Here is a 26,731-nt window from a genome sequence, read left to right on the forward strand (position 1 = left end):
TGCGTTTCGATCGCCGCCACGATCTTGGTCAAATGCCTTCTTTGTGCCAGACTGCGTCAAAACAAGAATGAGGCAGCAGGTCCCCGATGCACCATCTACCGCTTTTGGCGGCCCTTCTGGCCGCGCTCGCCTGTCAGGGCGCAAAGGCCGATGCGCCGTTGGTGCTGGCCGAAATCTCGGCCAAGCGCATCAAGGTGCCCCAACCAGGCACCAAGAAACGCATCACCGTGCAGATCGCGCCGCGCGCCAACCCGGCCGTGCCGCCCTTGCCCGACACGCCCGCAAAACGCCCCGCCACGCCGGGGGGCACCGATACGGCCAAGGCCACGCCGGGCCGGGCCAGGGGGGCGGGCAGCTATGACTGGTTCTGGCAGGCGGTGTCGCCCCGGCTCGACGCGACCGGGCCGGGCCGTCTGGAACCGGCGCTGGTCAGCCTGAAGAACCCGCCGCAGGGCAAGACCGTCGCGGCCCCGCGCCTCCAGCACCTGCAGGACATCGCCGCCGCGCAAGGGATCGAGATTCTCAAGGCCACCATCGGCACGCGCGTCTCCCCGGCCTTCGTGCTGTCGGTCATGGCGGTGGAATCCGGTGGCCGCGTCGACGCGGTCAGCAAAGCTGGCGCGCAGGGCCTGATGCAGCTGATGCCCGCCACGGCGGAACGTTTCGGCGTCACCGACAGCCTCAACCCCGCGCAGAACATCAAGGGCGGCGTCGCCTTCCTGGATTTCCTGATGGAGAAGTTCGACGGCGACCCGATCCTCGTGCTGGCCGGGTACAATGCGGGCGAAAACGCCATCGCTCCCGCGGGCGGCGTGCCGGATTACGCCGAAACCCGCGACTACGTGCCCAAGGTGCTCGCGGCCTTCGACACTGCAAAAGGCCTTTGTCTGACCCCGCCGCAACTGATCTCGGACGGCTGCGTCTTCCGCGTCTCGAAACGCTGACCCGCCCCTTCTTCTTGGCCGAAACTCCAGAGAGCGCGAGAGACAGCGTCTCTCGCATCGCCCGTCAGGGCGATTGCTCCGTGGCCGGTGGCACGACCGCACCAGGGTTCATGATGCCCAAAGGGTCCAGCGCCGCCTTGATCGCGCGCATCGCGCTCAGCTTCGCGGGATCGCCATAGCGCCCCAGATCCCCGACCTTGAGCCGCCCGATCCCGTGTTCGGCGCTCACCGAACCGCCCATCTCGTGCACCAGGTCATGCAGCGCGCGCTTGACCGCCTCGCGCTGGTTTTCGTGATCCGCACGCGACCGGCCCGGTTCGGGAAAGATGTTGTAATGCAGGTTGCCGTCGCCCAGATGGCCGAAGCAGTTGATCCGGAATTGGCCGATCTCGGCAATCACGGCATCCCCGCGTGCGATGAACTCCGGCACCGCCCCGAGGGGGAGCGAGATGTCCTGGCTCGACACCGCTCCGATCCTCCGGTTCGCTTCCGGGATCTGTTCGCGCACCGCCCAGAAGTCATCGCGCTGCGCCGCGCTCTGCGCGATCAGCCCGTCCTGCACCAATCCCGCCTCCAGCCCCGCCTCGAACAGCCGCTCCAGCGCCCCGGCGGGGTCGAGCCCCTGCGCCAGCCCGACCTCGACCAGCACCATCCATTCGGGCGGGGCGTCGAAGGGCTGGCGGACCTCGGGCAGCATCTCGGCCAGAAAGTCCAGGCCCTGGCGATGGATAAGCTCGAACGCCGACACGCCTTCGCCAAGCTGGCCCCGCGCCACGGACAGCAGTTTCAGCGCCGCGGCGGGGCTCTCGACCACCATCAGCGCCGTGCCGCTGCCTGCGGGAATGGGCGACAGGCGCAGGCTGGCGGCGGTGATCAGCCCCAGCGTGCCTTCGGCGCCGATCAGCAGGTGGCGCAGGTCATAGCCGGTGTTGTCCTTGCGCAGCCGCTTGGTGCCGTGCCAGATCTGCCCGTCGGGCAACACAGCCTCCAATCCCAGACACAGGTCGCGCGCATTGCCGTAGCGCAGCACGTTGACGCCCCCGGCATTGGTCGCGAGCAATCCGCCGATCCGCGCCGACCCCTCGCTCGCCAGCGACAGCGGGAACAGCCGGTCCGCCTCGGCCGCTGCCACCTGCACATCGGCCAGCACCGCGCCCGCTTCGGCGATGAGCACATTTTCGTCCGGATAAACCGCGCGAATCGCGGTCATCCGTTCCAGCGACAGGATCAGCGGCTGACCGTCCCCCTGTGGCGCGATCTGCCCGCCCACCAGGCCGGTGCCGCCGCCATAAGGCACGATCCCGACGCAGGCGGCGGCGCAGGCTTTGACGATCTGCGCCACCTCCTGCGTGCTGCGCGGCGCGGCGACCCAGCCTTGGGCCCCCTGCCAACGCCCGCGCGGTTCTTCCAGGTATCGTGGTTCGGCCCGGCGCAGGGTGCCGTCGGGCAGGGCGGCGGCGAGACCTTGGGCAAAGGCGTCGTCGGCGGGGGACAGGGGCATGACACTCTCCGGATCAAGCTATCGCCTCCGGGACCTAGCGCAGTTCGGGGCGGAACCAAAGGGCCCACGCCTGCCGATCAGTGAATGAGCGACCCGCCGTTCACATCGACCTCGGACCCGGTGACATAGGCGGAAAGCTCCGACGCCAGGAACAGCGCGCAACCCGCCACATCCGACGCCTCACCGGCGCGGCCCATGGGAATGCCCGCGAGGACCTGCGCGCGCATTTCGTCGGTCAGCTTGCCCGCGGTGATGTCCGTGGCGATAAAGCCCGGGCAGATCGCATTGGCGCGCACCCCGTCGGGGGCCAGTTCGCGGGCCATCGCCTTGGTCAGGCCCAGAATACCCGCCTTGGCCGCCGAATAATGCGGCCCGCCGAAGATGCCGCCGCCGCGCTGGGCCGACACCGAGGACATGTTGACGATGGCCCCGGCCTTTGCGGCGCGCATCAGCGGAATCACCGCCTGGCTCATGTAAAGCGTGCCGCGCAGGTTCACGTCGAGCACGGCGTCGTAGTTGTCCGGCGCGATGTCCATCAATTTGAGCGGCTGGGTGATGCCCGCGTTGTTCACCAGCACGTCGATGCGTCCAAAGAGTTCCTCTATTACCTGCACGGCATCGCGGCATTGCTGCAGGTCGGTGACGTCGCAGGCCAGCCCCATGTGCCCGTCGCCGGGCAGGTCTTTCGCCGCGTCGATCGCGTCATGCGCCTGCAGGTCCAGGATCGCCACCCGCGCGCCGTGCTGCGCGAAAAGCTGTGCCGTGGCCTTGCCCAGCCCGCGCGGGCTGGCGGCACCTGTGATCATCGCGGTCTTGCCGTCGAGAAGTTTCATCGTCGTTGTGTCCCTTGTTCAGCCATCCAGCCAGGTCTTGACCTGCGCGGTGACGGCATCGACCGACAGGCCGTATTGATCGTGCAGGGTGGGCAGGGCGCCCGCGTCCAGGAATTCGTCCGGCAGGCCGATCTGTCGGAACGGCACGTGCACACCCGCACGCATCAGGCCCGCCGCGACAGCCTCGCCCAGCCCGCCGACGACGCTGTGATTTTCCGCCGTCACGACCAGCCGACCCTTGCGCGCCGCTTCGGCCCGGATGGTGTCCAGATCCAGCGGCTTGATCGTCGGGCAGTGCAGCACGGCGCACTCCACGCCATCGGCGCGCAGCCGCTTGGCGGCGTCGAGCGCCCGCATGGTCATCAACCCGGTCGAGATGAAAAGCACGTCCGATCCGTCGTGCAGCAACTTGGCCTTGCCCAGTTCGAAACGGTAGTCATATTCGCCCAGCACATTCGCCACCTTGCCACGCAAAAGCCGCATGTAGACCGGGCCGGGATGATCGGCGATGGCGGCGGTGGCCTGGGTGATGTCGGTGGCATCGCAGGGATCGACGATAGTCAGGTTCGGCAGTCCGCGAAAGATCGCCAGATCCTCGGTCGCCTGATGGCTGGGGCCGTATCCCGTGGTCAGGCCGGGCAGGGCGCAGACGATCTTGACAGGAAGATGTTCCTCGGCAATCGCCATGCAGATGAAATCATAGGCGCGGCGCGAGGCGAAGACCGCATAGGTCGTTGCGAAGGGCGTGAACCCTTCGCGCGCCATCCCGGCGGCGGCGGACAGCATCACCTGTTCGGCCATGCCCATCTGGTAGAAGCGGTCAGGGTACGCCTTGGCAAAGACATGCAGGTCGGTGTATTTCGACAGGTCCGCGGTCAGCCCGACGATATCCTCGCGGTTTTTTGCCAGATCGCAAAGCGCATGGCCAAAGGGCGCGTCCACCGTCGCGCGGCCTTCGGCATCGAGCGACGCGATCATCGCTGAGGTGGCGACACGGTCACCGCCGGGCCGGGCGCGCGGGGTGAATTTCGATTTTCGGCGCGACTGCGCACCGACCGGGGCCTCGGGCGTCTGGGTCATTGCGGCATCTCCTCGTCCAGTATCGCCAGCGCCTTTTGCCACTCATCCGGCTCCACCCGGATGAAGTGCGTGATCTCGCGCTCTTCCAGAAACGGGATGCCCTTGCACATCTTGGTGTTGCAGATGATCACCCGGGGCCTTGAATCGGTAAGTGCGCGGGCCGCGTCAAAGGCGGCGACCACGGCGTCGAGGTCATTGCCGTCAACCTCTTGCGCATACCAGCCGAAGGCCTGCCACTTGGCGGCCTCGGGCACCTGCGCCAGCGCCGCCCGGGTCGGACCATCGGCCTGCTGGTTGTTGAAATCCACGATGGCGATGAGGTTGTCGAGCTTCCATTGCACGGCGGACATCACCGCCTCCCAGGTTGAGCCTTCGCCCAGTTCACCATCGGACAGCATGTTGTAGACGAAGGCGGGGTTGCCCTTGCGCTTGAGCCCCAGCGCCGCCCCGACCGCGATACCAAGGCCATGGCCAAGCGATCCGCCGGTGATTTCCATCCCCGGGGTATAGGCGGCCATGCCCGACATCGGCATGCGGCTGTCGTCCATCCCGTAGGTCTCGATCTCGTCCTCGGGCAGGATGCCGGCCTCGATCAGGGCGGCGTATAGGGCGATGGCGTAGTGTCCGATGGAAAGATAGAACCGGTCGCGCCCGTCCCAGTCGGGCTGGTCGGGGCGGTGGTTGAGCGCGTGAAAATAGGACACCGCCAGCACGTCTGCGACGCCAAGCGCCTGACCGATGTAACCCTGGCCCTGTACCTCGCCCATGCGCAGCGCGTGGCGCCTGATCTGCCAGGCCCGGCGCGCAAGGCTGACATTGGACAGCGATCCCTCTGATCCCGTTGGCACGCGCATCCCTCCGCATGTGTCGTGAAAGGCCAAAATCAGCACGGGCAACCGAGCATGACAATGACGAAAACTTAAAGTCGTTGTTAGATTTGCTTAATCTTCAAGGCGCGAAAGCGATTGGTGCCAAAGCCCGGCGTCCCCTAGGTTGGTCGCGACCCATTGCAGCCGGAGTGACCGCCATGAACCTTGCAGCCTTGCTTGCCGCCCGCGCCGACGCGGGCAGACCTGTCCGGATCGGCCTGATCGGGGCGGGCAAGTTCGGGTCGATGATCCTGGCGCAGGCGCAGCATATCGCGGGCTATCACGTGGTGGGCATCGCCGATCTGGACCCCGCAAAGGCGCGCGCGGCGCTGAACCGCGTGGGCTGGGCAGAGGAACGCCATGCCGCGACGTCGCTGCAAACCGCCTTTGACGACGGAACGACTTTCGTGACTGACGATGCCGCGGCGCTCTTCGCTCATGACGGCATCGAATGCATCATCGAGGCGACGGGCCATCCGCTGGCTGGGCTGCGCCACGCGTCGGCGGCCATCGATGCGGGCAAGCACGTGATCATGGTCAATGTCGAGGCGGATGTGCTGTGTGGGCCGCTGCTGGCGGCGCGGGCGCAAAAGCAGGGCGTGGTCTATTCCATGGCTTACGGCGATCAGCCGGCGGCGATGTGCGAACTGGTGGACTGGGTCAACAGCTGCGGGTTCGAGCTGGTGGCGGCGGGCAAGGGCATGAACTTCTGCCCGGGCTACCGCTACTCCACCCCCGATACGGTCTGGGATTATTTCGATTTCACGCCCGAACAGGTGGCTTCGGGCGACTTCAATCCGAAAATGTACAACTCCTTCACCGACGGCACCAAGGCCGCGATCGAAATGGCGGCGGTGGCCAATGCCACCGGGCTCGACTGTCCCGGCGACGGTCTGGCCTTTCATCCCGCGGGCCTGCAGGATCTGGCAACCGTGTTCCGCCCCCGCGACGAAGGCGGCCAGCTTGAACGGACGGGTCTTGTCGACATCGCCGCCAGCCGCGAACCCGACGGGCGGGTGGTGCTCAACAACATCCAGTACGGGATGTTCGTGACCTTTCGCGCCCCCAACGCCTATACCCGCGACTGTTTCCAGCAATACGGCCTGCTGACCGATCCGTCGGGCTGGTATGGGTCGATGTGGCGGCCGTTTCACCTGATCGGGCTGGAAACCAGCGTGTCGGTCCTGTCCGCCGTGCTGCGGGGGGAGGCGACAGGCGCCTCGACCCGTTACCGCGCCGATGCGGTGGCCACCGCCAAGGGCGATTTCGCCGCCGGTGACATGCTGGATGGCGAAGGCGGCTTTAAGGTCTGGGCCAAGGCGATCCCGGCAGCGGATGCGGCGGCGATGGACGCGCTGCCCATCGGGCTGGCGCATCACATCCGGCTGAAGACTTCGGTGAAACGGGATCAGGTGGTGACGCTGGCGGATGTCGAAGTCACGGAAGACCTTGATATCTTTGAGATGCGCGAGGCGCAAAAGGCGATGCTGTCCGAATAGGGCGGGCCCGGCAGCGGCGTCGCGCGCGCTGTTCACGCTGCGGGACAAAACGCATGACGACCGTCGGACGGGGCAGTTTTCTGTTGCGATATCCGCGGACATGGCTCTACTTATAGGTGCATTTCCGCATCTGATTTCCAGCAGGAGTTTTCCATGACCCGCATGATTTTGTTCGGCGCTGCCGCCGCAACTCTGGCAAGTACCGCCTGTCTTGAGGCGCAGGACGCGCAGGGCTATCCGCAGGACGGGCTGTGCTACACCCAAAGCGGCGAACTTTGCCCGGATCTGCCGGTCGATCTGACCGGGCTGACGGTCGTGAACGGCTATTCCCCCAACACCGACGTCGAATCGCCGGACACAACCACGGTGCAGCAGCAGAACTTCGACTATTTCGCCTGGCAGATGTTCGTGGCGCTCAACTGGCCGTCGGACGGGTCGGGCAACCCCAGCGGCTCGATCACCGACGAACTCACCCTTGACGCGCCGCGCGTCTGGGAATCCTACCCCGGCATCGCCGACGTCTTTGGCGCGGGCCCGCAAGTGCCGGGCGGTTGCAACGGCGGACGGCTGGCGCTGGGCGAAACCTCGAAAATGACGGATTCGGGGATCGAAAGCTCAAGCTTTACCGAACCTTTCACCAGTTCGCCGCTGATCGACGTGGATGGCAACTATGTTCTTTATGATATCCGTCTGAACGAGACCGAGGCGAAATACCTGACCGACAACGGCCTGACCACCAAGTCCGGACAAGAGGCGTTCAAGGCCTCACATCCCGACGGCTGGGACCTGCCGCGCGGCGTGGTCCAGGACGGTACGCCGATCCCCGGCGCGATGGAGATCAAGACCTCTTGGCGGATCGTCACCGACCCCAGCAACCCGATGGGGTATTACACCGTGCCGGGCGTCGTGCATGTGGAGGGCAAGAACAGCGCCACCGGCGATCCGCTGTGCCTTGACGTGACATTCGGCCTTGTCGGCATGCACATCATGCAAAAGATCACAACGCCCGAGGACTTCTCCAACTTCTGGGTCTGGGGCACCTTCGAACACGTGAAGAACGCACCCAACGCGGCCGATGCGCCGGTGAGCCAGAGCAACCGGAATTCCACCGTGTCGGGCAACGATCCCGTGGCGTCCTGCCCGGTGCCTGACAATGCCGGGTCCGACTGGGCGTTTTTCAACCCCGATTGCACCAGCGGCGGCAACGCTTGCGCGCCCAACCAGGAACCCGCCATCGTGGGCGAGGTGATCTGGCAGTCCAAGCCGCCCTATGCCAAGTCGGCGCTGAGCGACGGCCAGTATGGCACGCAGGTGACCCGCTGCTGGGACGTGTACGAAAGCGCGCGCAACGTCGATGACGTGTTTCAGACCGCGCTGGAGGGTAGCCCGTGGGCGAACTACCAGTTGATCGGCGCGCAATGGGCGCAGGCGCAGGTGGTGGAATATCCCGATCCGCTCAAGCCCTTCCCGGCGCCGATCTACCTGGTGAACTCCACCCTGGAAACCTACCTGCAGAACGACCCGGTGATCGACCCGTCTACCGGCGCGCCCAACAAGAACGCGTCGGGGTCCTGCATCATCTGCCATGACATCGGCACCGACACAGCGGGCAACAAGACCGATTTCAGCTTTCTGGGCTTTTACGCCCAGTAGGGACGACCCTGGTCCCTGACTGCGGGCGCGCGGACATGCCGTGCGCCCGCCTTTTTGCGCAAAGCGTCGTTTTCGGAACGGACACCGGTGCCGCCCGCGCGCCAGCCTGCGGGCATTCGTATGAAAAGGGGCGGCGAACATGCAGGTTGGATTCATCGGATTGGGTGCGGTCGGCGCCAAGCTGGCAGGCAGTCTGCTGCGCAACGGCATCGCCTTGCATGTCTTCGACCTCGATCCTGCGCCGGTGGCGGATTTCGTCGCGCGCGGGGCGCAGGCGGCGGAAAGCCCCGCGGCGATGATGCAGACCTGCGACGTGGTGATCACCAGCCTACCCAGCCCCGCGGCGTCCGAGGCAGTGCTGACAGAGCTTTTGCCGCAGATGGGTCCAGGGAAGATCTGGATGGAGATGTCGACGACCGACCCCGACCAGATCGTCGAACAGGCGGCGCGGGTCGCCGCAACCGGCGCGCTGGCGATCGAATGCCCGGTCTCGGGCGGGTGTCACCGCGCGGCGACCGGCAACATTTCGATCTTCGCGGGCTGCGACCGCGCCGCCTTTGACCGGGTGCTGCCGCTGCTCACGCTGCTGGGGCGGCGGGTGCTGCACACCGGCGCGGTCGGTACGGCCTCAAAGCTCAAGGTGATGACAAACTATCTGGCCACCGCGAATCTGCTGACCCTGTGCGAGGCGCTGGTCACGATGCAGGCGCAGGGGCTGGACATGGCCACAACCTACGAGGCGATCAAGATATCCTCGGGCACGTCCTTCGTGCATGAAACCGAAAGCCAGCTGATCCTGTCGGGGTCGCGCGATGTCGATTTCACCATGGACCTGATCCTCAAGGACATCGGGCTTTTTCAGGGACTTGCCGACGCGGCGGGGGTGCCGCTCGAACTGTCGCCCCTGGTGATCGAGATCATGCGCGACGGCCAGCGCCGCTATGGCACCCGCGCGCAGTCCGACCGCATCATCGAACGGCTGGAAGAGGCGACCGGCCTGTCGGTGCGCGCCGACGGCTTTCCGGCCGAACTGGTGGACGACGAACCCGAAGAACGGGGATACGAGGTGCATCCGACCCGCGGCTGATCGCGGGGGCGCGACGAAAGGCGGTTTCCGATCCGCTGCGCTGCGGCTATGCACGAGGCCGCAGATATCGGAAAAGGGCGCGACATGACAGACGACCAGGTTATTGCAACCATCACGGCCTCGGCGCCGCGGCGGGTGATCGGGGTCAGCGCGCTGACCTTTCTGGGGGCGCTGCTGATCTACATGGCCTTTGCCGCGCCGCCCGCGCTGATCTGGCAACTCTTTCTGATCGCGATGGGGGCGGGGGCGCTGTGGTTGGCCAGCTTCATGTGGCAGGCGACGGCGGCGTCGCTTGAGCTGACGGAAACCGAACTGCGCGATACCAGCGGCATGGTCCTGGCCCGGATCGCCGATGTCGAAAGCGTCAGCCGCGGGGCCTTTGCGATGAAGCCGTCGAACGGGTTCACCCTGAAAACGAACCGGCCGCAAGCGCGATGCTGGCGGCCGGGTCTTTGGTGGCGTACCGGGCGGATGGTGGCCATCGGCGGCGTCACATCCGGGGCGGCGACCAAACCTGTGGCGGATATGATCGCCGCGATGGTGGCCGAGCGTCAGGCGGACTGACGATCAGGCACCCTTGTCCTGGCTGGGTTCCACGTTCTCTTCGCCGTCGGCGTTTTCGCAGTCGGTGGCATTCTCGGCTTCGTTGTTGCAGAGCGATCCGCCAGGTGCGGTCTGATCGCCATTTCCCCAGCCGTTGTTTTCGTCTTTGACGCTCGAATACAAGATCTGCGGGGCAAAGCGCGGACGGGTGAAGGAATAGGTCGTGATGTCAAAGGCATCCAGACCCACGCCGCGGAAGTCGGGCAGATAGTCATCCCAGGTTTCCACCACGATCACCTGATCGTTGTTCGCCATGATCGGCAGACGGTCCTCGTAGTGGCGCATCGAGTTGTTGGCAAGCGGCTCGGGGACCCCGCGAGCGGCTGACCAGACGACCTGGTACTTGCGGTTCTTGGCGTTGTAGCGCACCACGGTGATCCGCAAATCGGTCTTCGCGGCCTCAGACTTGTTGAGGTTCAGCAACAATTTGTAGGCGTTGTCGATGTATTCGTCGGTGATTGGATCGGTCTCACGGCTCAGCATGTCGCCGATCGTGTAGTTGGCCTTCTGGTTGATCGACTGTTCGCGAAACACATCGAAGTAGACCCAGGATGCCGCAAAGAGCCAGATCAGCCCGGGCAGGATGATCATCGCTTCGATCGTCACATAACCGTCGGTGTCTTTGCCAAAGCGACGCAGGCGGGATTTGAGTTGTGTCAACATGTCCCTCTCCTTAGCTCGGTTCCTGCACGAATGCAGAGGTTGAGGTGATGGCAGTGTAGCCTTCGCTGTCCGTGGTCAGGGCTTGGCCCAAACCGGTCGTCGGCGAGAACGGCTTGAACTTGAAGCAGGCGCGCAGGAACATCAGTTCGTTGTCGCGGCCGTATTCGAAGGTCACAACCGGGGCGACCGGTTCGGAGTGGTCGACGCAGTCCACGGCATCCGGCGGCTCCTGCCAGTTGCGCAGGTCAAGCTTGACCATCTCGAGGCGCAGGTTCTCCGAACAGTTGGGCAGGATGCCGGCGTTGTCGCAGATCTTGGTCTTGATCGACCCGTGATCGTAGATGGTGCCGGTGCCCAGCCGGATTTCCCGGACGGTCTGGTCAAGGGCGCGTTCCAGAACCGTCGCCCGCAGCGTCACCGTGCCCATTTCCATGCCCGAGATGACAAGCCCGAGGAACAGTGTCACCCACAGAGCGAAGGGGACGAGCATGAAGGCGCCATCTTCTTCATCGCGGAAGCGACGGATTTCTTTTAGCAAACGATAGGTCATTGGGTCAGCCTCAACTGGTTGATGGCACGGGCGATGGAGTAGAAGGCATCCTGGATCTCGGACCCCTGCACCCGGAAGAAGTGCGAGGGCGACGAGGCACAGTTGGCCATCACGCTCGCGCCGTGGTCGGTGACCTCGAAGCCGATGGACCAGATCACGATGCCATTTGCCTTGGCGGCATCGCAGATATCGTCAAGCAGCGCGTCACCGGTCTGGGCGTTGTACTTCTGCTGGTAGAAATAGCCCCGGTTCCGCGAGGACACTTCCCGCACGAGGTAGTACCAAAGGTTGTAGCGGTCCCAGTGCGACACCTCGCTGGCCGAATTGTAGGCCCAGTCCTGGATGCGGAACGACCTGTCGTGCTGGCCGTCGGTCATCAGGACCACGGTCTTGAGCGTTTCGACATCGTCGAATTCCGCGGGCCGTCCGGCAAAGGCGCCGTCCATGTTGCCCGACCCCTGCAGCGCGGTCGCGATGCCGCGGGTCGACGGATCCAGCAGGGCGGTGCCCCACTTCATCCCCAGAAAGATCGAGGTCCCGGCGCGCGGCTGAAGCTGGGCAACCTGAGCCTTGAGCGCGCTTGCATCCTGGCTGAACGGGGTGATCCGCTCGTATGCAAAACGCGGGCAGACGGTGTCGTCGCGGTCGTTGTTGCCGAAATAGTTCCACTGGAAGTGCTGCATCTGTTCATAGGTCATGTCCAGATCCAGCGCGGTCGAGCTGAACTCGGAGTTCGGGAACTCCAGACAGTGCGAATAGCCATGGCGCCAGTTCACCCGCATTTCGTTGGTGATCAGCGGCCCCGCGTTCACGTGCTCGGAATAGGGCACCAGCGAGATCGAGATCAGATCCTGCGTTTTCTCGCCCAGCACCGTGTCGATGAAGGTGTTGGAGGCGTTGCGCATATTCCTGAGCTTGTTGTTGTCGGCCATGGAACCCGAAATATCGAGGACCATGGAAATCTCGACCTTGGCGATCTTTTCCTCGGCCGCGGCGGTGGCGTTGGCCTGAAGGTTTTCGACCCCGAGCGCCTTCATGAAGTTCGCCGACGACACGACGTGCGCGTCGCCGGAAACGGTCTTGTAATTCAAGCCCGTCTGCACCGACACCGATGCAAGCGCATCGCCCAGGTCCATCTTGTCCATGTAGTCGTTCACGACCAGGGTCGGATCGAGTATCTGTTCCAGGTCAGCCGCGGCCAGAACGGCCCGGTCGAGCGTGTTTTGCAGCTTGGTGCGTTTGAGCTCGTTGCCGATGAGATCGACACCGATGCCTGCAAAGGCCATGAGCAGCAATGAGCACACGATGCCCATTTCGGACATGGCACCGGATTCACTCTTTAGAAAGCGCGCAAGCCGTTTCCTGGGCAGCGTTTCACACACGCAACCCCTGGGATCCGGCCTGACATTCAGCGCAGGTTTGATATTTGACATCCCGTTACCTTCCTCCTGAACGTTTCAGGAATGCGTCCCCCAACGCACAGTTTGATAGCCAGCTTATGACCGGCCAAAGTGGCCAAAATTGGGCAAATCAGATCAAATTAATTAAGGATTGTCTTTGAATTTTAGGATATTAGCGGGTTCGGCGACGGTCTGTTTCACCGCCCGCAACAATGGCCGCGAACCGGTGGATTTGGGGTCTGACAAATAGGTCAAAAAATCCGTGGCCATTCTTTGCCTGCACGTCATACGCTGAGTGCACAGATATTGATCATCCGAGTCGGTGAGAAAACAACAGGAGCCCCCCATGTCCAGCACCCCTGCCAACGAACCAAGTTTCCGCGAAAGCGTCGATCTGATGTTCAACCGAGCTGTGGCGCTGATGGACCTCAGCCCCGGGCTGGAGGAAAAGATCAGGGTCTGCAACGCCACCTACACGGTGCGTTTCGGCGTGCGCCTGCGCGGGCAGATCCAGACCTTTACCGGCTACCGATCGGTGCATTCCGAACATATGGAGCCGGTCAAGGGCGGCATCCGATATGCCATGGCGGTGAACCAGGACGAGGTCGAGGCGCTGGCGGCGCTGATGACTTACAAATGCGCGCTGGTCGAGGCGCCGTTCGGCGGATCCAAGGGCGGTCTGTGCATCGACCCGCGCGAATACGACGAACACGAGCTTGAGCTGATCACCCGCCGCTTTGCCTACGAGCTAGCCAAGCGCGACCTGATCAACCCCAGCCAGAACGTGCCCGCCCCCGACATGGGCACCGGCGAACGCGAAATGGCCTGGATCGCCGACCAATACCGGCGCATGAACACCACCGACATCAACTCGGCCGCCTGTGTCACCGGCAAGCCGATCAACGCCGGGGGCATCCAGGGTCGGACCGAAGCCACGGGCCGCGGCGTGCAATACGCGTTGCAGGAATTCTTCCGCCACCCCGAGGATGTGAAGATCGCAAAGCTGTCGGGCAGCCTCGATGGCAAGCGGGTGATCGTGCAGGGGCTTGGCAACGTGGGCTATCACGCCGCGAAGTTCCTGCAGGAGGAAGACGGCTGCGTCATCACCGGCATCATCGAACGCGACGGCGCGCTTCACAACGAAAGCGGCATCGACGTCGAAGCGGTCAAGGCCTGGATCGCCAAGCACGGCGGCGTCACCGGCTATCCCGACGCGAACCACTTGGCCGAGGGTGCCTCCGTGCTCGAAGAGGAATGCGACATCCTGATCCCCGCCGCGCTCGAGGGGGTGATCAACCTGAGCAATGCCGCCCGGATCAAGGCCAACCTGATCATCGAGGCCGCAAATGGCCCGGTCACCGCCGGGGCAGACGATATCCTGCGCGAAAAGGGGGTGGTGATCATCCCCGACATGTACGCCAACGCGGGTGGCGTGACGGTATCCTATTTCGAATGGGTCAAGAACCTGAGCCACATCCGCTTTGGCCGGATGCAGCGTCGGCAAGAGGAGACCCGCCACCAGCTTGTGGTCGACGAGCTGGAGCGGCTGAGCGCCGACAAGGGGCTGGGCTGGCAGCTGAGCCCGGGGTTCAAGGAAAAGTATCTGCGCGGCGCGGGCGAGCTGGAGCTGGTCCGCTCGGGCCTCGATGACACGATGCGCGCGGCCTACCAGTCCATGCGCGAGGTCTGGCACAGCCGCGACGATGTCGAGGATCTGCGGACCGCAGCCTATCTGGTCGCGATCAACAAGGTGGCCACAAGCTACCGCGCCAAGGGCCTCTGAGCCGCGCCTTACAGGCATAATTACGCTTGAGACAAAGTCGTCAGGACTTTGTGAAAACTCCTAAGGGAAAGCCACGGTTTCGCCGTGGCTTTGCCGTGTCTGGCCACGTTCGGCCACGGAGCGGCCACGATCTCGGCCAATGGTCTAACAAATGCTTCCCCCGATCGTGACGCCCCTACAGGAGTTGAAACATGAAAAGCCCGTTCAAACGAACCCGCTGCTTCTGCCGTGACGAAGATGGCGCACAGACCATCGAGGCGGTGATCTGGCTGCCGGTCTTCGTGATGTTCATTGTCCTGATCATCGACGTGTCGTCGGTGTTCAACCGCCAGTCGGAAATGCTGCGCATCGTTCAGGACGCCAACCGCAGCTTCGCCACCGGGCGGCTGTCCTCTTCCGACGCGGCCGAAGCCTTCGTGCAGACCGCGCTGGGATCCTTGGCCGCCAGCACCACGGTGACCACCACCCTGATCGACGGCATCATCTCGACCCGCCTGACGATCCCGGCGACCGCGCTCATGCCGATCAACAGCATCCCGATCTTCCGCGACAAGGATGTCGTGGTCGCCAACCAGCAACTGGCGGAGTTCTGATCATGCGTGCCCTGATCCGGCGTCTGTCGCGCGAAGACGGCAGCATGACCATCCTGTCGGTCTATTTCGTGGTGATCGCCATGATCATGGGTGGTCTGGCGATCGATTTCACCAACCGCGCGGCCAAGCAGACAAAGCTGCAAACGGCCACCGATGCCGTCGCGCACGCCGCCCTGCTGTCGCGCATCACCATGCCTGCCGAAGATGCGCGCGACCGCGCCGTCGCCATCGGCCGCTTGAACCTGCCCCAAGAGCTGCACGGTCAGGCCATCACCGCCGCGGACATCGAATTCGGCACCTGGGACGACACCAGCGCCAGCTTCACCCCGGACGACGCCGCGCGCGGCGCCGTACGCGTCACCGCCCGCCGCACAGAGGCACGCGCGAATTTTGTCCCCAACCTGATGCTGCAGGCTGTCGGCTACGCCGGGTTCGACGTCGAAACCGCCGCCGTCTTCCGGCTCTGGGAACCGCCGTGCTTCCTCAACGGCTTCATGGCCCGCAACATCGTCGACACCCAAAGCAACAACGTCTTCGGCTCCTACTTCTGCATGCACGGCAACGACAATGTCAGCCTCAACAACAACTCGTTGTTCGAGGACGGCGCCGTCGTCTCCATGCCCGACCTCGCCAATCTCGACATCCCGGCCTCGGGCCTCGATTCGAACCAGGGTCTGGCCGAGGCGCTGCGCGCCGCGTGGTATCCCTTCACCTTGCTGGAGCGGGTGGACGATGTCGTCGCCGACCTGCTCACCGGCGGCGATATGTTCGCCCCGGGCCAGATTTCCGGCCTTGCTCCGATCACGATCAGCGCCAAGAAGCTGTCGCCGCTCAGCTTTGCGCCGTCGCGGCTGCACACCGCGCTGGGCTGCTCGGGCAACCAGATGATCACGCTGGAGGGCGGCATCTACGAAGGGTTCGTCCTGGTCACAAACTGCAAGGTCAAGTTCGCCCAGGGGGTGGAGCTGCGCGACGTCATCATCGCCTCCACCAGCACTGACGAAAAGGCGTTCAACTCGCCCTCCAGTCTGGTCCTGGGACTGGATGACAACTGCGCCCCCGGTGGCGGCGCGGTTCTGCTGACCTACGGTGGTTTCAGCGTCGCGGCAGAGCTTGCGGTGCACGGCTCTCAGGTCATCGCGCTCAAGGATATCGACTTTGCCGCGCAGGCCCAGGGGATCAAGGGCGTTTCGATGATCGCCGGGAACAACGTCAACACCACCTCCAACGTCCAGATGAACGGCTGCCCGCCCAGTGGCGTCGATCATGTCCTTACCGAGACCGTGGTGCGCATGGTCGATTGAGCCGCTGCGCGCTTTCCTTCCCGTCTGAAATCGGCCAGTCTTGAGGCATCCAAACCGCGACCTCACCTGACCTGCCTGATCAGAAGGGGCCATCGATGCCACAGGATCTGACCTTTGCCTGCCGTTGTGGCGCGCTGAGCGGCGTGCTGCATGACGTGACCCCCAACAGCGGCTGCCACCTGGTCTGCTATTGTCGGGATTGCCGCGCATTTGCCCGCCACATGGGGCGGATGGATCAGCTGGAACCCGGCGGCGGCAGCCCGTTGGTGCAGGTGCTGCCCGCCCGGATCGAGATCACCAGCGGGTCCGAGCACCTCGCCTGCAAGCGCCTGTCGGAAAAGGGGCTGCACCGCTGGTACGCCGCCTGTTGCGACACGCCGCTGGCCAACACCGTCGGCACCTCGAAGGTACCGCTGGCGGGCCTGTGGCGGCCCAATTTTGCCGATCTGGCGCCGTTTGGCCCGGTGGTGACGCAGGGCTTTGTCAAATCCGCGCACCCGCGCGGCGCCGCCCCGGCCAGAGACAAGGGGCTGCTCCGGATGCTGGGCGGGCTGCTCAAGCGCGGCGCGGCGGCCTATCTGAACGGCACCGCCCGCAAATCCCCGTTTTTCGATGCCAACGGCAAGCCGGTCGTCACCCCCACCGTGCTGAGCGCCGAGGAGCGCAAGGCGGCCTATGCCGAATGACCGATCCCGACATCCGATGTCGGAATCCGCCAAGGACGCCGCCGGACGCTGTTGCTAGGGTGGGACCGGTAACACAGAGGGTCCGATGACATTTTCCGCGCTGCGCATCCTTCGTGAGGGGCTGACCGGCAACAAGGGCTGGACCCCGCACTGGCGCGACCCGGCGCCCAAGTCCGACTACGACATCGTGATCATCGGCGGCGGCGGGCACGGGCTGTCGACCGCCTATTACCTGGCCAAGGAACACGGCCTGCGCAACATCGCGGTGCTGGAAAAGGGCTATCTTGGCGGCGGCAATGTCGGGCGCAACACCACCATCGTGCGGGCCAATTACTTCCTGCCGGGCAATTCAGAATTCTATTCGCATTCGCTCAAGCTTTGGGAAGGGCTCGAGGAGGAGCTGAACTACAACGTGATGCATTCGCAGCGCGGGTTGATCAACCTGTTCCATTCCGACGGCCAGCGCGATGCCTTTGCCCGGCGCGGCAATGCGATGATCAACCAGGGCGACGACGCGATCCTGCTGGACCGCGCAGGCGTGCGCAAACATCTGCCGTACCTCGATTTCGACAATCTGCGCTTTCCGGTCTATGGCGGCCTCTTGCATCCGCGCGGCGGCACGGCGCGGCACGACGCCGTGGCCTGGGGCTATGCCCGCGGGGCGGACCAGCGCGGCGTCGACCTGATCCAGAACTGCGAAGTCACCGGCATCGACATCGATGGCGGGCGCGTCACCGGCGTGCAGACCACGCGCGGGGCGATCCGCGCCAGGAAGGTCGGCATCGTCGTCGCGGGCCGGTCGGGGCAGGTGGCGGCGATGGCGGGGATGCGCCTGCCCATCGAAAGCCACGTGTTGCAGGCCTTCGTCACCGAGGGGCTGAAACCCTGCATCGACCATGTGGTGAGCTTCGGCATGGGGCATTTCTATATCAGCCAGTCCGACAAGGGCGGGCTGGTCTTCGGCGGGGACCTTGATTTCTACGCCTCTTATGCGGCGCGCGGCAACCTGCCGATGAAGGAGCATGTCATGGAGGCGGCGATGACGTTGATGCCGATGATCGGCAAGGCGCGTGTGCTGCGGTCCTGGGGCGGCATCATGGACATGACGCCCGACGGATCGCCGATCATCGACAAGACCGGGATCGACGGGCTCTATATCGATTGCGGCTGGTGTTACGGCGGGTTCAAGGCGGTGCCGGGGTCGGGGTTCAGCTTTGCGCATCTGATCGCGCAGGACCGCCATCACGCACCGGCGGCAAAGTTCCGGCTGGATCGGTTCCGCACTGGCGCGGGGCTCATGGATGAAGAGGGCACCGGTGCCCAGCACAATCTGCACTAGGAGCGGACCGAGATGACAGGCGCCTATCCTCTTGGTGGCGCGGCCACCTGCCGCCGAAAGGATTTGAGTATTTTTGCCAAGAAGAAGCCAGGCGGGTCGGCCCGGGGCCGGAGGGAGGCGCAATGAGGCTGCCCTGTCCGCTCTGTGGAGAGCGGGATCTCCGCGAGTTCTATTACATGGGCGACGCCGTGCGGTTGGCGCGGCCCGCGCCCGATGCGGGCGAGGCGGCCTGGGACAGCTACCTGCATCTGCGCGACAACCCGGCGGGCGAAACCCGCGACCTGTGGCAGCACGAGGCCGGCTGCGGCGCCTGGATCGTGGTGACGCGCGACACCGTCAGCCATGCGGTGCTGGGGTCGGTTCTGGCGGTGGAGGCACACGATGCGCATTGACGGGCGCGGACGCATCGAACGGACGAAACCGCTGTCCTTCCGGTTTGACGGGCGGCAGATGCAGGGGTTTGCTGGGGACACGCTCGCCTCGGCGCTGATGGCCAATGACGTGCATCTGCTGGCGCGGTCGTTCAAATATCACCGCCCGCGCGGCGTGCTGACCGCCGGATCGGAGGAACCCAACGCGCTCGTTACGGTGGGGTCCGGCGCGCGGAACGATCCCAACGTGCGCGCCACGGTGCAGGAGCTTTACGACGGGCTGGAGGCGCGCAGCCAGAACCGCTGGCCGTCGCTCGACTGGGATCTGCTGTCGGTCAACGATCTGGCCGCGCCGTTCCTGGGCGCGGGGTTCTACTACAAGACCTTCATGTGGCCACGGGCGTTCTGGGAAAAGCTCTATGAACCCGCGATCCGCCGCGCGGCGGGGCTGGGCGGGCTGTCGGGGTGCAGCAACGCGGATCGGTACGAAAAGGCCTTTGCCTTTTGCGACCTGCTGGTCGTCGGGGGCGGGCCCACCGGGCTGATGGCGGCCCTGATCGCGGGGCGCGCCGGGGCGGATGTGATCCTGTGCGACGAGGGCACGGGGTTCGGTGGGCGGTTGCTGGCCGAGGACGAGCAGGTTGACGCTCTGCCTGGGTCGGACTGGGCGGCGCAGGTTGTGGACGAACTTGCGAGCCTGCCGAACGTGCGGCTGATGACCCGGACCACGGTGACGGGCGCGTACGATCAGGGCACCTATGGCGCGCTGGAACGCGTGGCGCGGTACCGCGCCGATCGCACCGGCCTGCCGCTGGAATGCTTCTGGCGCATCGTCGCGCGACGCACCGTGCTGGCGGCGGGCGCGCTGGAACGTCCCGTCGCGTTTCGCAACAACGACCGGCCGGGCATCCTGACCGCCAGCGCCATGCGTGCCTATCTGCACCGCTGGGGCGTGGTGCCGGGGCGGCGTGTCGCGGTCTTTGGAAACAATGACGACGCGCACCGCACCGCGCGCGATCTGGCGGCGGCTGGTGTGCATGTGACCGCCCTGATCGACAGCCGCACGGATGCGAAACCGCAGGGCGATTTTCCCGTGCATACCGGCGCGCTGGTCTGCAACGCAGCGGGCGGGCGACATGGGATCGAGGCGGTGCGCCTGCGCACGCCGCGGGGCGAGGAGACGCTGCAGGTCGATGCGCTGGCGGTGTCGGGCGGCTGGAACCCGTCTGTGCATCTCACCTGCCACATGAACGGGCGCCCGGTCTGGCGCGACGACATTGCGGCCTTCGTGCCGCAGCTTGGCGCGGTGCCGGGGCTGATTGCGGCGGGTGCGTGCAACGGCACGTTTTCGACACACGGCTGCTTGGGCGAAGGCCTGCGCGCGGCGAAAGAGGTGCTGGCCGATCTGGGCCGCACCGCGCCTGACATGCCACTGCCCGTGGCCGACGATGCGTCCTACCGACTGAAACAGCTGTGGCAGGTGCCGGGCAGGGGCCGCGCCTGGCTCGATTTCCAGAACGACGTCACCGTCAAGGATGTGACCCAGGCGGTGCAGGAAAACTTCCGCTCGGTCGAGCATATGAAGCGCTATACGACGCAAGGCATGGCCCCGGACCAGGGCAAGAATTCCAACGTCGCGGCGCTGGCCGTGCTGGCGGATGCGACCGGGCGCGACATCCCCGGCACCGGCACCACGACCTTCCGCCCGCCTTATGTGCCGGTCAGCATCGCCGCCATGGGGGCGGGGGCGCAGGGCAAGGGGTTTGCGCCGGAACGGCGCACCACCTCCGACACCGCGAGCCGTGCCATGGGCGCGCCGATGATCGAGGCCGGTCTGTGGTACCGGCCCAGCTATTTCCCCCGCGCCGGAGAGACGACCTGGCGGCAGTCCTGCGACCGTGAGGTGGCGATGGTGCGCGATCATGTGGGCGTCTGCGATGTGTCGACCCTGGGCAAGATCGACGTGCAGGGGCCGGATGCCGCTGCCTTGCTGGATTTCGTCTATACCAACACGATGTCGACGCTGAAGGAGGGCCGCGTGCGCTATGGCCTGATGTTGCGCGAGGACGGGCACGTGATGGACGACGGGACCTGCGCGCGACTGGGGCCGCAGCACTACGTCATCACAACGACGACGGCGGCGGCAGGTCCGGTGATGAAACACCTGGAATTCGTGCACCAGTGCCTGCGGCCTGAACTCGATGTGGCGATGATCTCGGTGACGGAACAATGGGCGCAGTTCGCCGTGGCGGGGCCGAAGTCGCGCGATCTGCTCAACACCCTGCTGGACGCGCCGCTGGACGACGCGACCTGGCCCTTCATGGCCTGCGGCGCGGTGCGGGTGGGCGGCGTTTCGGGGCGGCTCTTCCGGATCTCGTTTTCGGGTGAACACGCCTATGAGGTCGCGGTCCCCGCGCGCTATGGCGACGGCCTGTTCCGCGCGCTGGTGGCACGGGCCGAGGTGCTGGAAGGCGGCGCCTACGGGATGGAGGCGCTGAACGTGCTGCGGATCGAAAAGGGGCACATCACCCATTCGGAAATTCACGGGCGCACCACCGCGCGCGATATCGGCATGGATCGGATGATCAGCCGCAAGAAGGACTGCATCGGCCAGACCATGGCGGCCCGCCCCGGGTTGATGGCCAGAGGGCGCGAGGAATTGGTGGGCCTGCGCCCGCTGGATGAGGGCGAGAGCCTGACCGCCGGAGCGCATCTTTTCGACAAGGGCGCGCGGGCCGAGCGCGAGAACGATCAGGGCTATGTCACCTCGGTCGGGTATTCGCCGACGCTGGGGCGGATGCTGGGGCTGGGCTTTCTGCAGGGCGGGCGGTCGCGGCACGGCGACACGGTGCGGCTGGTCGATCATCTGCGCGGGGTCGATATCCTGTGCGAAGTGACCGATCCCGTGAGCTTCGATCCGGAAGGAGGACGTCTGCTTGGTTGATCTGGTCGCTCTTTCCCCCTGTCACGGCCTTCTGCCGATCACCCGCGGCGATGTCACGCTGAGCGAGGTCGATGCGGGCGTGATCACGTCGGTCATGCCGTTCAAGGGCGAGGCTGACGCGCTGTCAGCGGCGCTGGAGGCCGCTCATGAAGTTGCGTTTCCCGAGCCGAACCGCGCGACCGGCACTGATGGGGCGCGCTGTGTCTGGACCGGGCGCGGGCAGGCGATGCTGTTGGGGCCTGCGCCGGATGCGCGCCTGTCCGACCATGCGGCGCTGACCGATCAGTCGGACGCCTGGGCGGTGGTGCGGATCGACGGGCCGAGGGCCGAGGCGGTGCTGGCGCGGCTGGTGCCGCTGGACCTGCGCAAGCCGGTGTTCGGCGAAGGCCATACCGCGCGCAGTCTCTTGCAGCACATGACCGTATCGATCACGCGGGTCGGGGAGAACGCGTTTCAGATCATGGCCTTCCGGTCGATGGCGGGCACGCTGGTGCATGATCTGGACACGGCAATGTCATCCGTGGCGGCACGCGCCGGGGCGTGACACCGCCCGTCCGCTGGGCTAAGGACACGCAAAATCAGCCAGACAGGATCGCCCGTGATGACCCGTATCGCCCTGATGTCCGCCGTTCTTTTCCTGACCGCCGCGCCGATGGCGCAGGCGGCGATCGATGACGCTGAATGTAAGCTTCAGATCGAGGTGGTGATGGCGCTGGCCGAGGCGCGCAAGGGCGGTGCCAAGCTGCAGGCCGCGACCAAGGATGTCAGCACGTCGCTTTCGGGTGAGGCCGACAAATACGCCCCCATCGTGCCGGACATCGCCGCGTGGATCTACACGCTGCCCGCCGACCAGCTGAGCGGCGATCTGGGTCAAAGCTGGCAGGATCAGGTTTGCGCCGCCGGATAACGGGGCCGCTGTTGGGGGCTGCTGGACTCTGGCGCGGGCGCGTCGGATAATGTCGGCATGAGTCTGCCCCCTGGATTTCTGGACGAACTGCGCACCCGCACGAGCCTGACACAGGTCGTCGGGCGCAAGGTGCTGTGGGACAACCGCAAATCCAATCAGGGCAAGGGCGACATGTGGGCGCCGTGCCCCTTCCATCAGGAAAAAAGCGCGTCTTTCCATGTGGATGACCGCAAGGGGTTCTATTACTGCTTTGGCTGCCATGCCAAAGGCGATGCAATCAATTTTGTGCAGGAAACCGAAAACGTCGGTTTCATGGAGGCGGTCGAGATTCTCGCCGGTGAGGCGGGCATGACGATGCCCAAGCGCGATCCGCAGGCACAGCAGAAGGCTGACCGTCGCACGCAGCTGGCCGAGGTCATGGAGATGGCCAGTGCCTATTTTCGCCTGCAGCTCAAGACCGCGCAGGCGGGTCCGGCGCGTGAGTATTTGGACCGGCGCGGCCTGTCGGCAGCCACGCAGGACAGGTTTGGCATCGGCTTTGCGCCCGACGGCTGGCAGAACCTCTGCGACCATCTGCAGGCCAAGGGCGTCGCGGCGGACCTCATTCACGGGGCGGGGCTGGCCAAACCCTCCAAGAACGGCGGCAAGCCCTACGATGTCTTCCGCAACCGCATCATGTTCCCGATCCATGACGCGCGCGGTCGCTGCATCGCCTTTGGCGGGCGCGCGATGGACCCGGGCGACAACGCCAAGTACCTCAATTCGCCCGAGACCGAGCTTTTCGACAAGGGTCGCAACCTTTACAACCACGGCCCCGCGCGCGAGGCGGCCGGAAAGGGCCAGCCGCTGATCGTCGCCGAAGGCTACATGGACGTGATCGCGCTGGTCGAGGCCGGGTTCGCAGCCGCCGTCGCACCGCTTGGCACCGCTGTCACCGACACGCAGCTGCAACTGCTCTGGCGTATCTCGGATGAGCCGATCATCGCGCTTGATGGCGACACCGCCGGTCTGCGTGCCGCGCATCGCGTGATTGACCTGGCGCTGCCGCTGCTCGAGGCGGGCAAGGGCCTGCGCTTTGCGCTGATGCCCGAAGGCAAGGACCCCGACGATCTGATCCGCGCCGAAGGGGCGGCGGGGGTCGACAAGGTGCTGGCCCAGGCAATGCCCATGGTACGCCTGCTCTGGAGCCGCGAAACCGACGGCAAGGTCTTCGACAGCCCTGAACGCAAGGCCGCGCTGGACAAGGCGCTGCGCGAAAAGATCATGCTGATCAAGGACCCGTCCCTGCGCAGCCACTACGGCCAGGAAATCAAGGACTTGCGTTGGCAGCTTTTTCGCGCGCGCCCGCAGGCCACCAGGGCCCGGCGCGACTGGAAGGCGCCGCCGCCCCCCGCCAGCACGACGCGGCAATCGTTGCTTGTCGCAGGCGGAGCCGAGGGCGAAGAGCACATGCGCGAGGCGGTGATCCTGGCGGCGCTTCTCTGCGCGCCCGAGATCGTCGAGGCGTTCGACACCCGGATCGAGGCGATGCGCTGCACCGATCCCACCCACGCGGCGCTGCGCGATCTGCTTTTGCGCACGACCGAGACCGACCCGCAGGCGCTGCGCGCGCAGGCCGAGGCGGCAATCGGGCCCGGCGCCCTTGAATCCTTGTTCGCGGCACGCCATGTCGCCATCGCGCCCTGTCTGCGCAATCCCGGCGATGTCGATCTGGCCCGTATCACAGTGGCCGAGGAACTGGCCAAACTCGAGGCGCGCCGCGGCCTGATGGCCGAGATCGCCGAGGCGAGCGCGGACATGGAGGGGCTGGCCGACGAGGCGCTGACCTGGCGGCTGGCGCAGGCCAAGCAGGCGCGCGATATGGCGGACCGCTCGCAGAGCGACGAGACCGGAGAGTATGACACTGGGCCCAACGGCGCCCGAATCGACCGCGATGAACGCAGCGCCTTCGCGGCGCTGATGGAGAAGATAAGCTTTTCAAAACCGGGGCGTTAGAGGCGCATTGGTGAGGAATAGGTAAACAAATCAGGGTACACGGGTGTGCGAATCACTATATCGCGCTATTGATTCGTATTATCCGAATCGGATGACGGTCGCGAATCACCGCCCCCTGGCAGGAGCAAGACATGGCAGCCAAAGACAATGACGACGCCAAGCCCGAAGTTCAGGACGACGAGGCCTCTCTCGACATGAGCCAGACGGCGGTCAAGAAGATGATCGCCGAAGCGCGCGAGAAGGGGTACATCACCTACGATCAGCTCAACGAGGTCTTGCCGCCCGATCAGGTGTCTTCCGACCAGATCGAGGACGTGATGTCGATGCTTTCGGAAATGGGCATCCAGGTCACCGAAGAGGATGAAGAGGCCGAGGAAGAGGACAAGGGATCGACCGATCTGGTCGAAACCACCTCGAACAAGGAAGTGGCGCTGTCCTCGGGCACCAGCGAAAAGCTGGACCGCACCGACGACCCGGTGCGCATGTATCTGCGCGAGATGGGATCGGTGGAGCTGCTGAGCCGCGAGGGCGAAATTGCCATCGCCAAGCGGATCGAGGCCGGCCGCAACACCATGATCGCGGGGCTTTGCGAAAGCCCGCTGACCTTCCAGGCGATCACGATCTGGCGCGAGGAATTGCTGTCCGAGGACATTCTTCTGCGCGATGTCATCGACCTTGAAACCACTTTCGGCAACCAGATGGACGAGGACGGAGAGCTTGCCTCGCCCGTGGTCGACACCGCGGCGGCGGTCTCCGAAAAGCCCAAGTCCGAAAGCGACGACGCGCAGGAACTTGATGCCGACGGCAACCCGATCAGCAAGGAAGACGACGAGGACGAGGACGAACAGGCCAACATGAGCCTCGCGGCGATGGAAACCGCGCTCAAGCCCCGCGTGCTCGAGACGCTGGACATCATCGCGCGCGACTATGAAGAGCTGGCCGAAATGCAGGACAGCCGGATTTCGGCCACCCTGAACGAGGACGGCAGCTTCAGCACCGGGGACGAGGAGCGGTATCAGAAACTGCGCTCCGAAATCGTGCTGCTGGTCAACGAACTGCACCTGCACAATAACCGGATCGAAGCGCTGATCGACCAGCTTTACGGCATCAACAAGCGCATCATGTCGATCGACAGCGCCATGGTGAAGCTGGCAGATCAGGCCCGCATCAACCGGCGCGAATTCATCGACGAATACCGTGGGCGCGAGCTTGATCCCGGCTGGATGGAGCGGATGGCCGAAAAGCCCGGGCGCGGCTGGCAGATGTTCATCGAACGCTCGGCCGACAAGGTCGAGGAACTGCGCGCCGACATGGCGCAGGTCGGCACCTATGTGGGCCTTGATATCAGCGAATTCCGCCGCATCGTTCAGCAGGTCCAGAAGGGCGAAAAGGAGGCGCGTCAGGCCAAGAAGGAAATGGTCGAGGCGAACCTGCGTCTGGTGATCTCGATCGCCAAGAAATACACCAACCGCGGCCTGCAGTTCCTTGATCTCATTCAGGAAGGCAACATCGGCCTGATGAAGGCGGTGGACAAGTTCGAATACCGCCGCGGCTATAAGTTTTCGACCTATGCGACTTGGTGGATCCGCCAGGCGATCACCCGCTCCATCGCCGATCAGGCGCGCACCATCCGTATCCCGGTGCACATGATCGAGACGATCAACAAGCTGGTCCGCACCGGGCGTCAGATGCTGCACGAGATCGGCCGCGAACCGACGCCGGAAGAACTGGCGGAAAAGCTGCAGATGCCGCTGGAGAAGGTTCGCAAGGTGATGAAGATCGCCAAGGAACCGATTTCGCTGGAAACGCCGATTGGTGACGAGGAAGACAGCCAGCTTGGCGATTTCATCGAGGACAAGAACGCCGTCCTGCCGCTGGATTCCGCCATTCAGGAGAACCTTAAAGAGACAACGACCCGGGTGTTGTCGTCGCTGACCCCGCGCGAAGAACGCGTGTTGCGCATGCGCTTTGGCATCGGCATGAACACCGATCACACGCTCGAAGAGGTCGGCCAGCAGTTCAGCGTCACCCGCGAACGGATTCGTCAGATCGAGGCGAAGGCGCTGCGCAAGCTCAAGCATCCCAGCCGGTCGCGCAAGCTGCGGTCGTTCCTGGATCAGTAGGGCG

Annotated in this window: 23 protein-coding genes; 16 read left to right on the forward strand and 7 right to left on the reverse strand. The window is 64.8% G+C overall.

The genetic code is table 11. The annotated features are described in order from the left end of the window. Positions 1 to 86 precede the first annotated feature (86 nt). On the forward strand, positions 87 to 944 hold the full coding sequence (locus ACOXXX_RS04215) for a lytic transglycosylase domain-containing protein (RefSeq protein WP_422825299.1): 858 nt from the start codon (positions 87 to 89) through the stop codon (positions 942 to 944). 64 nt (positions 945 to 1,008) lie between these two features. On the opposite strand, the gene ACOXXX_RS04220 is transcribed toward ACOXXX_RS04215, so the two are convergent. The 4 genes from ACOXXX_RS04220 to ACOXXX_RS04235 form a co-directional block, all read right to left on the reverse strand. Next, complete coding sequence (locus ACOXXX_RS04220; RefSeq protein ID WP_422825300.1) at positions 1,009 to 2,445, reverse strand: FAD-binding oxidoreductase; 1,437 nt, start codon at positions 2,443 to 2,445, stop codon at positions 1,009 to 1,011. A gap of 77 nt (positions 2,446 to 2,522) precedes the next feature. Further along, entirely contained in the window at positions 2,523 to 3,278 is a 756-nt protein-coding gene (locus ACOXXX_RS04225; RefSeq protein ID WP_422825301.1) for an SDR family NAD(P)-dependent oxidoreductase, read from the reverse strand. 18 nt (positions 3,279 to 3,296) lie between these two features. Beyond that, positions 3,297 to 4,358, reverse strand: a complete 1,062-nt coding sequence (locus ACOXXX_RS04230; protein WP_422825302.1) for a transketolase family protein — start codon at positions 4,356 to 4,358, stop codon at positions 3,297 to 3,299. Next, positions 4,355 to 5,206 carry a transketolase gene (locus ACOXXX_RS04235; protein ID WP_422825303.1) on the reverse strand — a complete coding sequence of 284 codons (852 nt, stop codon included), beginning with the start codon at positions 5,204 to 5,206 and terminating at the stop codon, positions 4,355 to 4,357. The genes ACOXXX_RS04230 and ACOXXX_RS04235 overlap by 4 nt, the downstream gene beginning before the upstream one ends. A 179-nt stretch (positions 5,207 to 5,385) precedes the next feature. Here ACOXXX_RS04235 and ACOXXX_RS04240 point away from each other — a divergent pair, with 179 nt between their 5' ends. The 4 genes from ACOXXX_RS04240 (at position 5,386) to ACOXXX_RS04255 (ending at position 10,030) form a co-directional block, all read left to right on the forward strand. Beyond that, positions 5,386 to 6,726 carry an NAD(P)H-dependent oxidoreductase gene (locus ACOXXX_RS04240; protein ID WP_422825304.1) on the forward strand — a complete coding sequence of 447 codons (1,341 nt, stop codon included), beginning with the start codon at positions 5,386 to 5,388 and terminating at the stop codon, positions 6,724 to 6,726. 153 nt (positions 6,727 to 6,879) lie between these two features. Then, complete coding sequence (locus ACOXXX_RS04245; protein WP_422825305.1) at positions 6,880 to 8,379, forward strand: hypothetical protein; 1,500 nt, start codon at positions 6,880 to 6,882, stop codon at positions 8,377 to 8,379. A 139-nt stretch (positions 8,380 to 8,518) separates the two neighbouring features. Then, positions 8,519 to 9,466, forward strand: a complete 948-nt coding sequence (locus ACOXXX_RS04250; protein WP_422825306.1) for an NAD(P)-dependent oxidoreductase — start codon at positions 8,519 to 8,521, stop codon at positions 9,464 to 9,466. Positions 9,467 to 9,550: 84 nt separating this feature from the next. After that, on the forward strand, positions 9,551 to 10,030 hold the full coding sequence (locus ACOXXX_RS04255; RefSeq protein WP_422825307.1) for a hypothetical protein: 480 nt from the start codon (positions 9,551 to 9,553) through the stop codon (positions 10,028 to 10,030). Positions 10,031 to 10,033: 3 nt separating this feature from the next. Here the strand turns inward: ACOXXX_RS04255 and ACOXXX_RS04260 are convergent, their stop codons facing one another. Genes ACOXXX_RS04260 through ACOXXX_RS04270 form a run of 3 tightly spaced genes read right to left on the reverse strand, consistent with a single transcriptional unit; the run spans position 10,034 to position 12,604 of the window. Next, the gene (locus ACOXXX_RS04260; RefSeq protein ID WP_422825308.1) at positions 10,034 to 10,732 is read right to left on the reverse strand and encodes a TadE/TadG family type IV pilus assembly protein; all 699 of its coding nucleotides are present in this window, start codon (positions 10,730 to 10,732) and stop codon (positions 10,034 to 10,036) included. Between the two features lie 10 nt (positions 10,733 to 10,742). Continuing rightward, a complete protein-coding gene (locus ACOXXX_RS04265) occupies positions 10,743 to 11,222 on the reverse strand; it encodes a TadE/TadG family type IV pilus assembly protein (protein ID WP_422825309.1) in 480 nt (159 codons plus the stop codon). Between the two features lie 56 nt (positions 11,223 to 11,278). Next, entirely contained in the window at positions 11,279 to 12,604 is a 1,326-nt protein-coding gene (locus ACOXXX_RS04270; RefSeq protein ID WP_422825310.1) for a Tad domain-containing protein, read from the reverse strand. A 424-nt stretch (positions 12,605 to 13,028) separates the two neighbouring features. Between ACOXXX_RS04270 and ACOXXX_RS04275 the strand changes: the two genes are divergently transcribed. The 11 genes from ACOXXX_RS04275 to rpoD all read left to right on the forward strand — a co-directional run bounded on the left by ACOXXX_RS04275 (position 13,029) and on the right by rpoD (position 26,727). Next, positions 13,029 to 14,465 carry a Glu/Leu/Phe/Val family dehydrogenase gene (locus ACOXXX_RS04275; protein ID WP_422825311.1) on the forward strand — a complete coding sequence of 479 codons (1,437 nt, stop codon included), beginning with the start codon at positions 13,029 to 13,031 and terminating at the stop codon, positions 14,463 to 14,465. Between the two features lie 191 nt (positions 14,466 to 14,656). After that, positions 14,657 to 15,058 carry a TadE/TadG family type IV pilus assembly protein gene (locus ACOXXX_RS04280; RefSeq protein WP_422825312.1) on the forward strand — a complete coding sequence of 134 codons (402 nt, stop codon included), beginning with the start codon at positions 14,657 to 14,659 and terminating at the stop codon, positions 15,056 to 15,058. A 2-nt stretch (positions 15,059 to 15,060) separates the two neighbouring features. Next, complete coding sequence (locus ACOXXX_RS04285; RefSeq protein ID WP_422825313.1) at positions 15,061 to 16,362, forward strand: pilus assembly protein TadG-related protein; 1,302 nt, start codon at positions 15,061 to 15,063, stop codon at positions 16,360 to 16,362. 95 nt (positions 16,363 to 16,457) lie between these two features. Next, positions 16,458 to 17,048 (forward strand): DUF6151 family protein, encoded by a 591-nt coding sequence (locus ACOXXX_RS04290; protein ID WP_422825314.1) that lies wholly within the window; start codon positions 16,458 to 16,460, stop codon positions 17,046 to 17,048. 85 nt (positions 17,049 to 17,133) lie between these two features. Next, positions 17,134 to 18,387, forward strand: coding sequence for a sarcosine oxidase subunit beta family protein (locus tag ACOXXX_RS04295; protein WP_422825315.1), 1,254 nt, complete (start codon positions 17,134 to 17,136; stop codon positions 18,385 to 18,387). A 122-nt stretch (positions 18,388 to 18,509) separates the two neighbouring features. Then, on the forward strand, positions 18,510 to 18,779 hold the full coding sequence (locus ACOXXX_RS04300) for a sarcosine oxidase subunit delta (protein ID WP_422825316.1): 270 nt from the start codon (positions 18,510 to 18,512) through the stop codon (positions 18,777 to 18,779). Continuing rightward, the gene (locus ACOXXX_RS04305; protein ID WP_422825317.1) at positions 18,769 to 21,702 is read left to right on the forward strand and encodes a sarcosine oxidase subunit alpha family protein; all 2,934 of its coding nucleotides are present in this window, start codon (positions 18,769 to 18,771) and stop codon (positions 21,700 to 21,702) included. The genes ACOXXX_RS04300 and ACOXXX_RS04305 overlap by 11 nt, the downstream gene beginning before the upstream one ends. Continuing rightward, positions 21,695 to 22,246 (forward strand): sarcosine oxidase subunit gamma, encoded by a 552-nt coding sequence (locus ACOXXX_RS04310; protein WP_422825318.1) that lies wholly within the window; start codon positions 21,695 to 21,697, stop codon positions 22,244 to 22,246. Before ACOXXX_RS04305 ends, ACOXXX_RS04310 begins: the two co-directional genes overlap by 8 nt. A gap of 57 nt (positions 22,247 to 22,303) precedes the next feature. Continuing rightward, positions 22,304 to 22,609 carry a hypothetical protein gene (locus tag ACOXXX_RS04315; RefSeq protein WP_422825319.1) on the forward strand — a complete coding sequence of 102 codons (306 nt, stop codon included), beginning with the start codon at positions 22,304 to 22,306 and terminating at the stop codon, positions 22,607 to 22,609. Between the two features lie 57 nt (positions 22,610 to 22,666). Continuing rightward, positions 22,667 to 24,604, forward strand: a complete 1,938-nt coding sequence (dnaG, locus tag ACOXXX_RS04320) for a DNA primase (RefSeq protein ID WP_422825320.1) — start codon at positions 22,667 to 22,669, stop codon at positions 24,602 to 24,604. 131 nt (positions 24,605 to 24,735) lie between these two features. Next, positions 24,736 to 26,727, forward strand: a complete 1,992-nt coding sequence (rpoD, locus tag ACOXXX_RS04325) for an RNA polymerase sigma factor RpoD (RefSeq protein ID WP_422825321.1) — start codon at positions 24,736 to 24,738, stop codon at positions 26,725 to 26,727. Positions 26,728 to 26,731: the final 4 nt, after the last annotated feature.

Source organism: Thalassococcus sp. BH17M4-6, assembly GCF_049323015.1.
Lineage (GTDB): Bacteria > Pseudomonadota > Alphaproteobacteria > Rhodobacterales > Rhodobacteraceae > Puniceibacterium.

Excerpts from the sequence above, each read along its gene's own strand:
- ACOXXX_RS04215 (WP_422825299.1), top strand. The coding sequence starts at position 87 with ATGCACCATCTACCGCTTTTGGCGGCCCTTCTGGCCGCGCTCGCCTGT.
- ACOXXX_RS04220 (WP_422825300.1), bottom strand. The coding sequence starts at position 2,445 with ATGCCCCTGTCCCCCGCCGACGACGCCTTTGCCCAAGGTCTCGCCGCC.
- ACOXXX_RS04225 (WP_422825301.1), bottom strand. The coding sequence starts at position 3,278 with ATGAAACTTCTCGACGGCAAGACCGCGATGATCACAGGTGCCGCCAGC.
- ACOXXX_RS04230 (WP_422825302.1), bottom strand. The coding sequence starts at position 4,358 with ATGACCCAGACGCCCGAGGCCCCGGTCGGTGCGCAGTCGCGCCGAAAA.
- ACOXXX_RS04240 (WP_422825304.1), top strand. The coding sequence starts at position 5,386 with ATGAACCTTGCAGCCTTGCTTGCCGCCCGCGCCGACGCGGGCAGACCT.
- ACOXXX_RS04245 (WP_422825305.1), top strand. The coding sequence starts at position 6,880 with ATGACCCGCATGATTTTGTTCGGCGCTGCCGCCGCAACTCTGGCAAGT.
- ACOXXX_RS04250 (WP_422825306.1), top strand. The coding sequence starts at position 8,519 with ATGCAGGTTGGATTCATCGGATTGGGTGCGGTCGGCGCCAAGCTGGCA.
- ACOXXX_RS04255 (WP_422825307.1), top strand. The coding sequence starts at position 9,551 with ATGACAGACGACCAGGTTATTGCAACCATCACGGCCTCGGCGCCGCGG.
- ACOXXX_RS04260 (WP_422825308.1), bottom strand. The coding sequence starts at position 10,732 with ATGTTGACACAACTCAAATCCCGCCTGCGTCGCTTTGGCAAAGACACC.
- ACOXXX_RS04265 (WP_422825309.1), bottom strand. The coding sequence starts at position 11,222 with ATGCTCGTCCCCTTCGCTCTGTGGGTGACACTGTTCCTCGGGCTTGTC.
- ACOXXX_RS04270 (WP_422825310.1), bottom strand. The coding sequence starts at position 12,604 with ATGTCCGAAATGGGCATCGTGTGCTCATTGCTGCTCATGGCCTTTGCA.
- ACOXXX_RS04275 (WP_422825311.1), top strand. The coding sequence starts at position 13,029 with ATGTCCAGCACCCCTGCCAACGAACCAAGTTTCCGCGAAAGCGTCGAT.
- ACOXXX_RS04280 (WP_422825312.1), top strand. The coding sequence starts at position 14,657 with ATGAAAAGCCCGTTCAAACGAACCCGCTGCTTCTGCCGTGACGAAGAT.
- ACOXXX_RS04285 (WP_422825313.1), top strand. The coding sequence starts at position 15,061 with ATGCGTGCCCTGATCCGGCGTCTGTCGCGCGAAGACGGCAGCATGACC.
- ACOXXX_RS04290 (WP_422825314.1), top strand. The coding sequence starts at position 16,458 with ATGCCACAGGATCTGACCTTTGCCTGCCGTTGTGGCGCGCTGAGCGGC.
- ACOXXX_RS04295 (WP_422825315.1), top strand. The coding sequence starts at position 17,134 with ATGACATTTTCCGCGCTGCGCATCCTTCGTGAGGGGCTGACCGGCAAC.
- ACOXXX_RS04300 (WP_422825316.1), top strand. The coding sequence starts at position 18,510 with ATGAGGCTGCCCTGTCCGCTCTGTGGAGAGCGGGATCTCCGCGAGTTC.
- ACOXXX_RS04305 (WP_422825317.1), top strand. The coding sequence starts at position 18,769 with ATGCGCATTGACGGGCGCGGACGCATCGAACGGACGAAACCGCTGTCC.
- ACOXXX_RS04315 (WP_422825319.1), top strand. The coding sequence starts at position 22,304 with ATGACCCGTATCGCCCTGATGTCCGCCGTTCTTTTCCTGACCGCCGCG.
- dnaG (WP_422825320.1), top strand. The coding sequence starts at position 22,667 with ATGAGTCTGCCCCCTGGATTTCTGGACGAACTGCGCACCCGCACGAGC.
- rpoD (WP_422825321.1), top strand. The coding sequence starts at position 24,736 with ATGGCAGCCAAAGACAATGACGACGCCAAGCCCGAAGTTCAGGACGAC.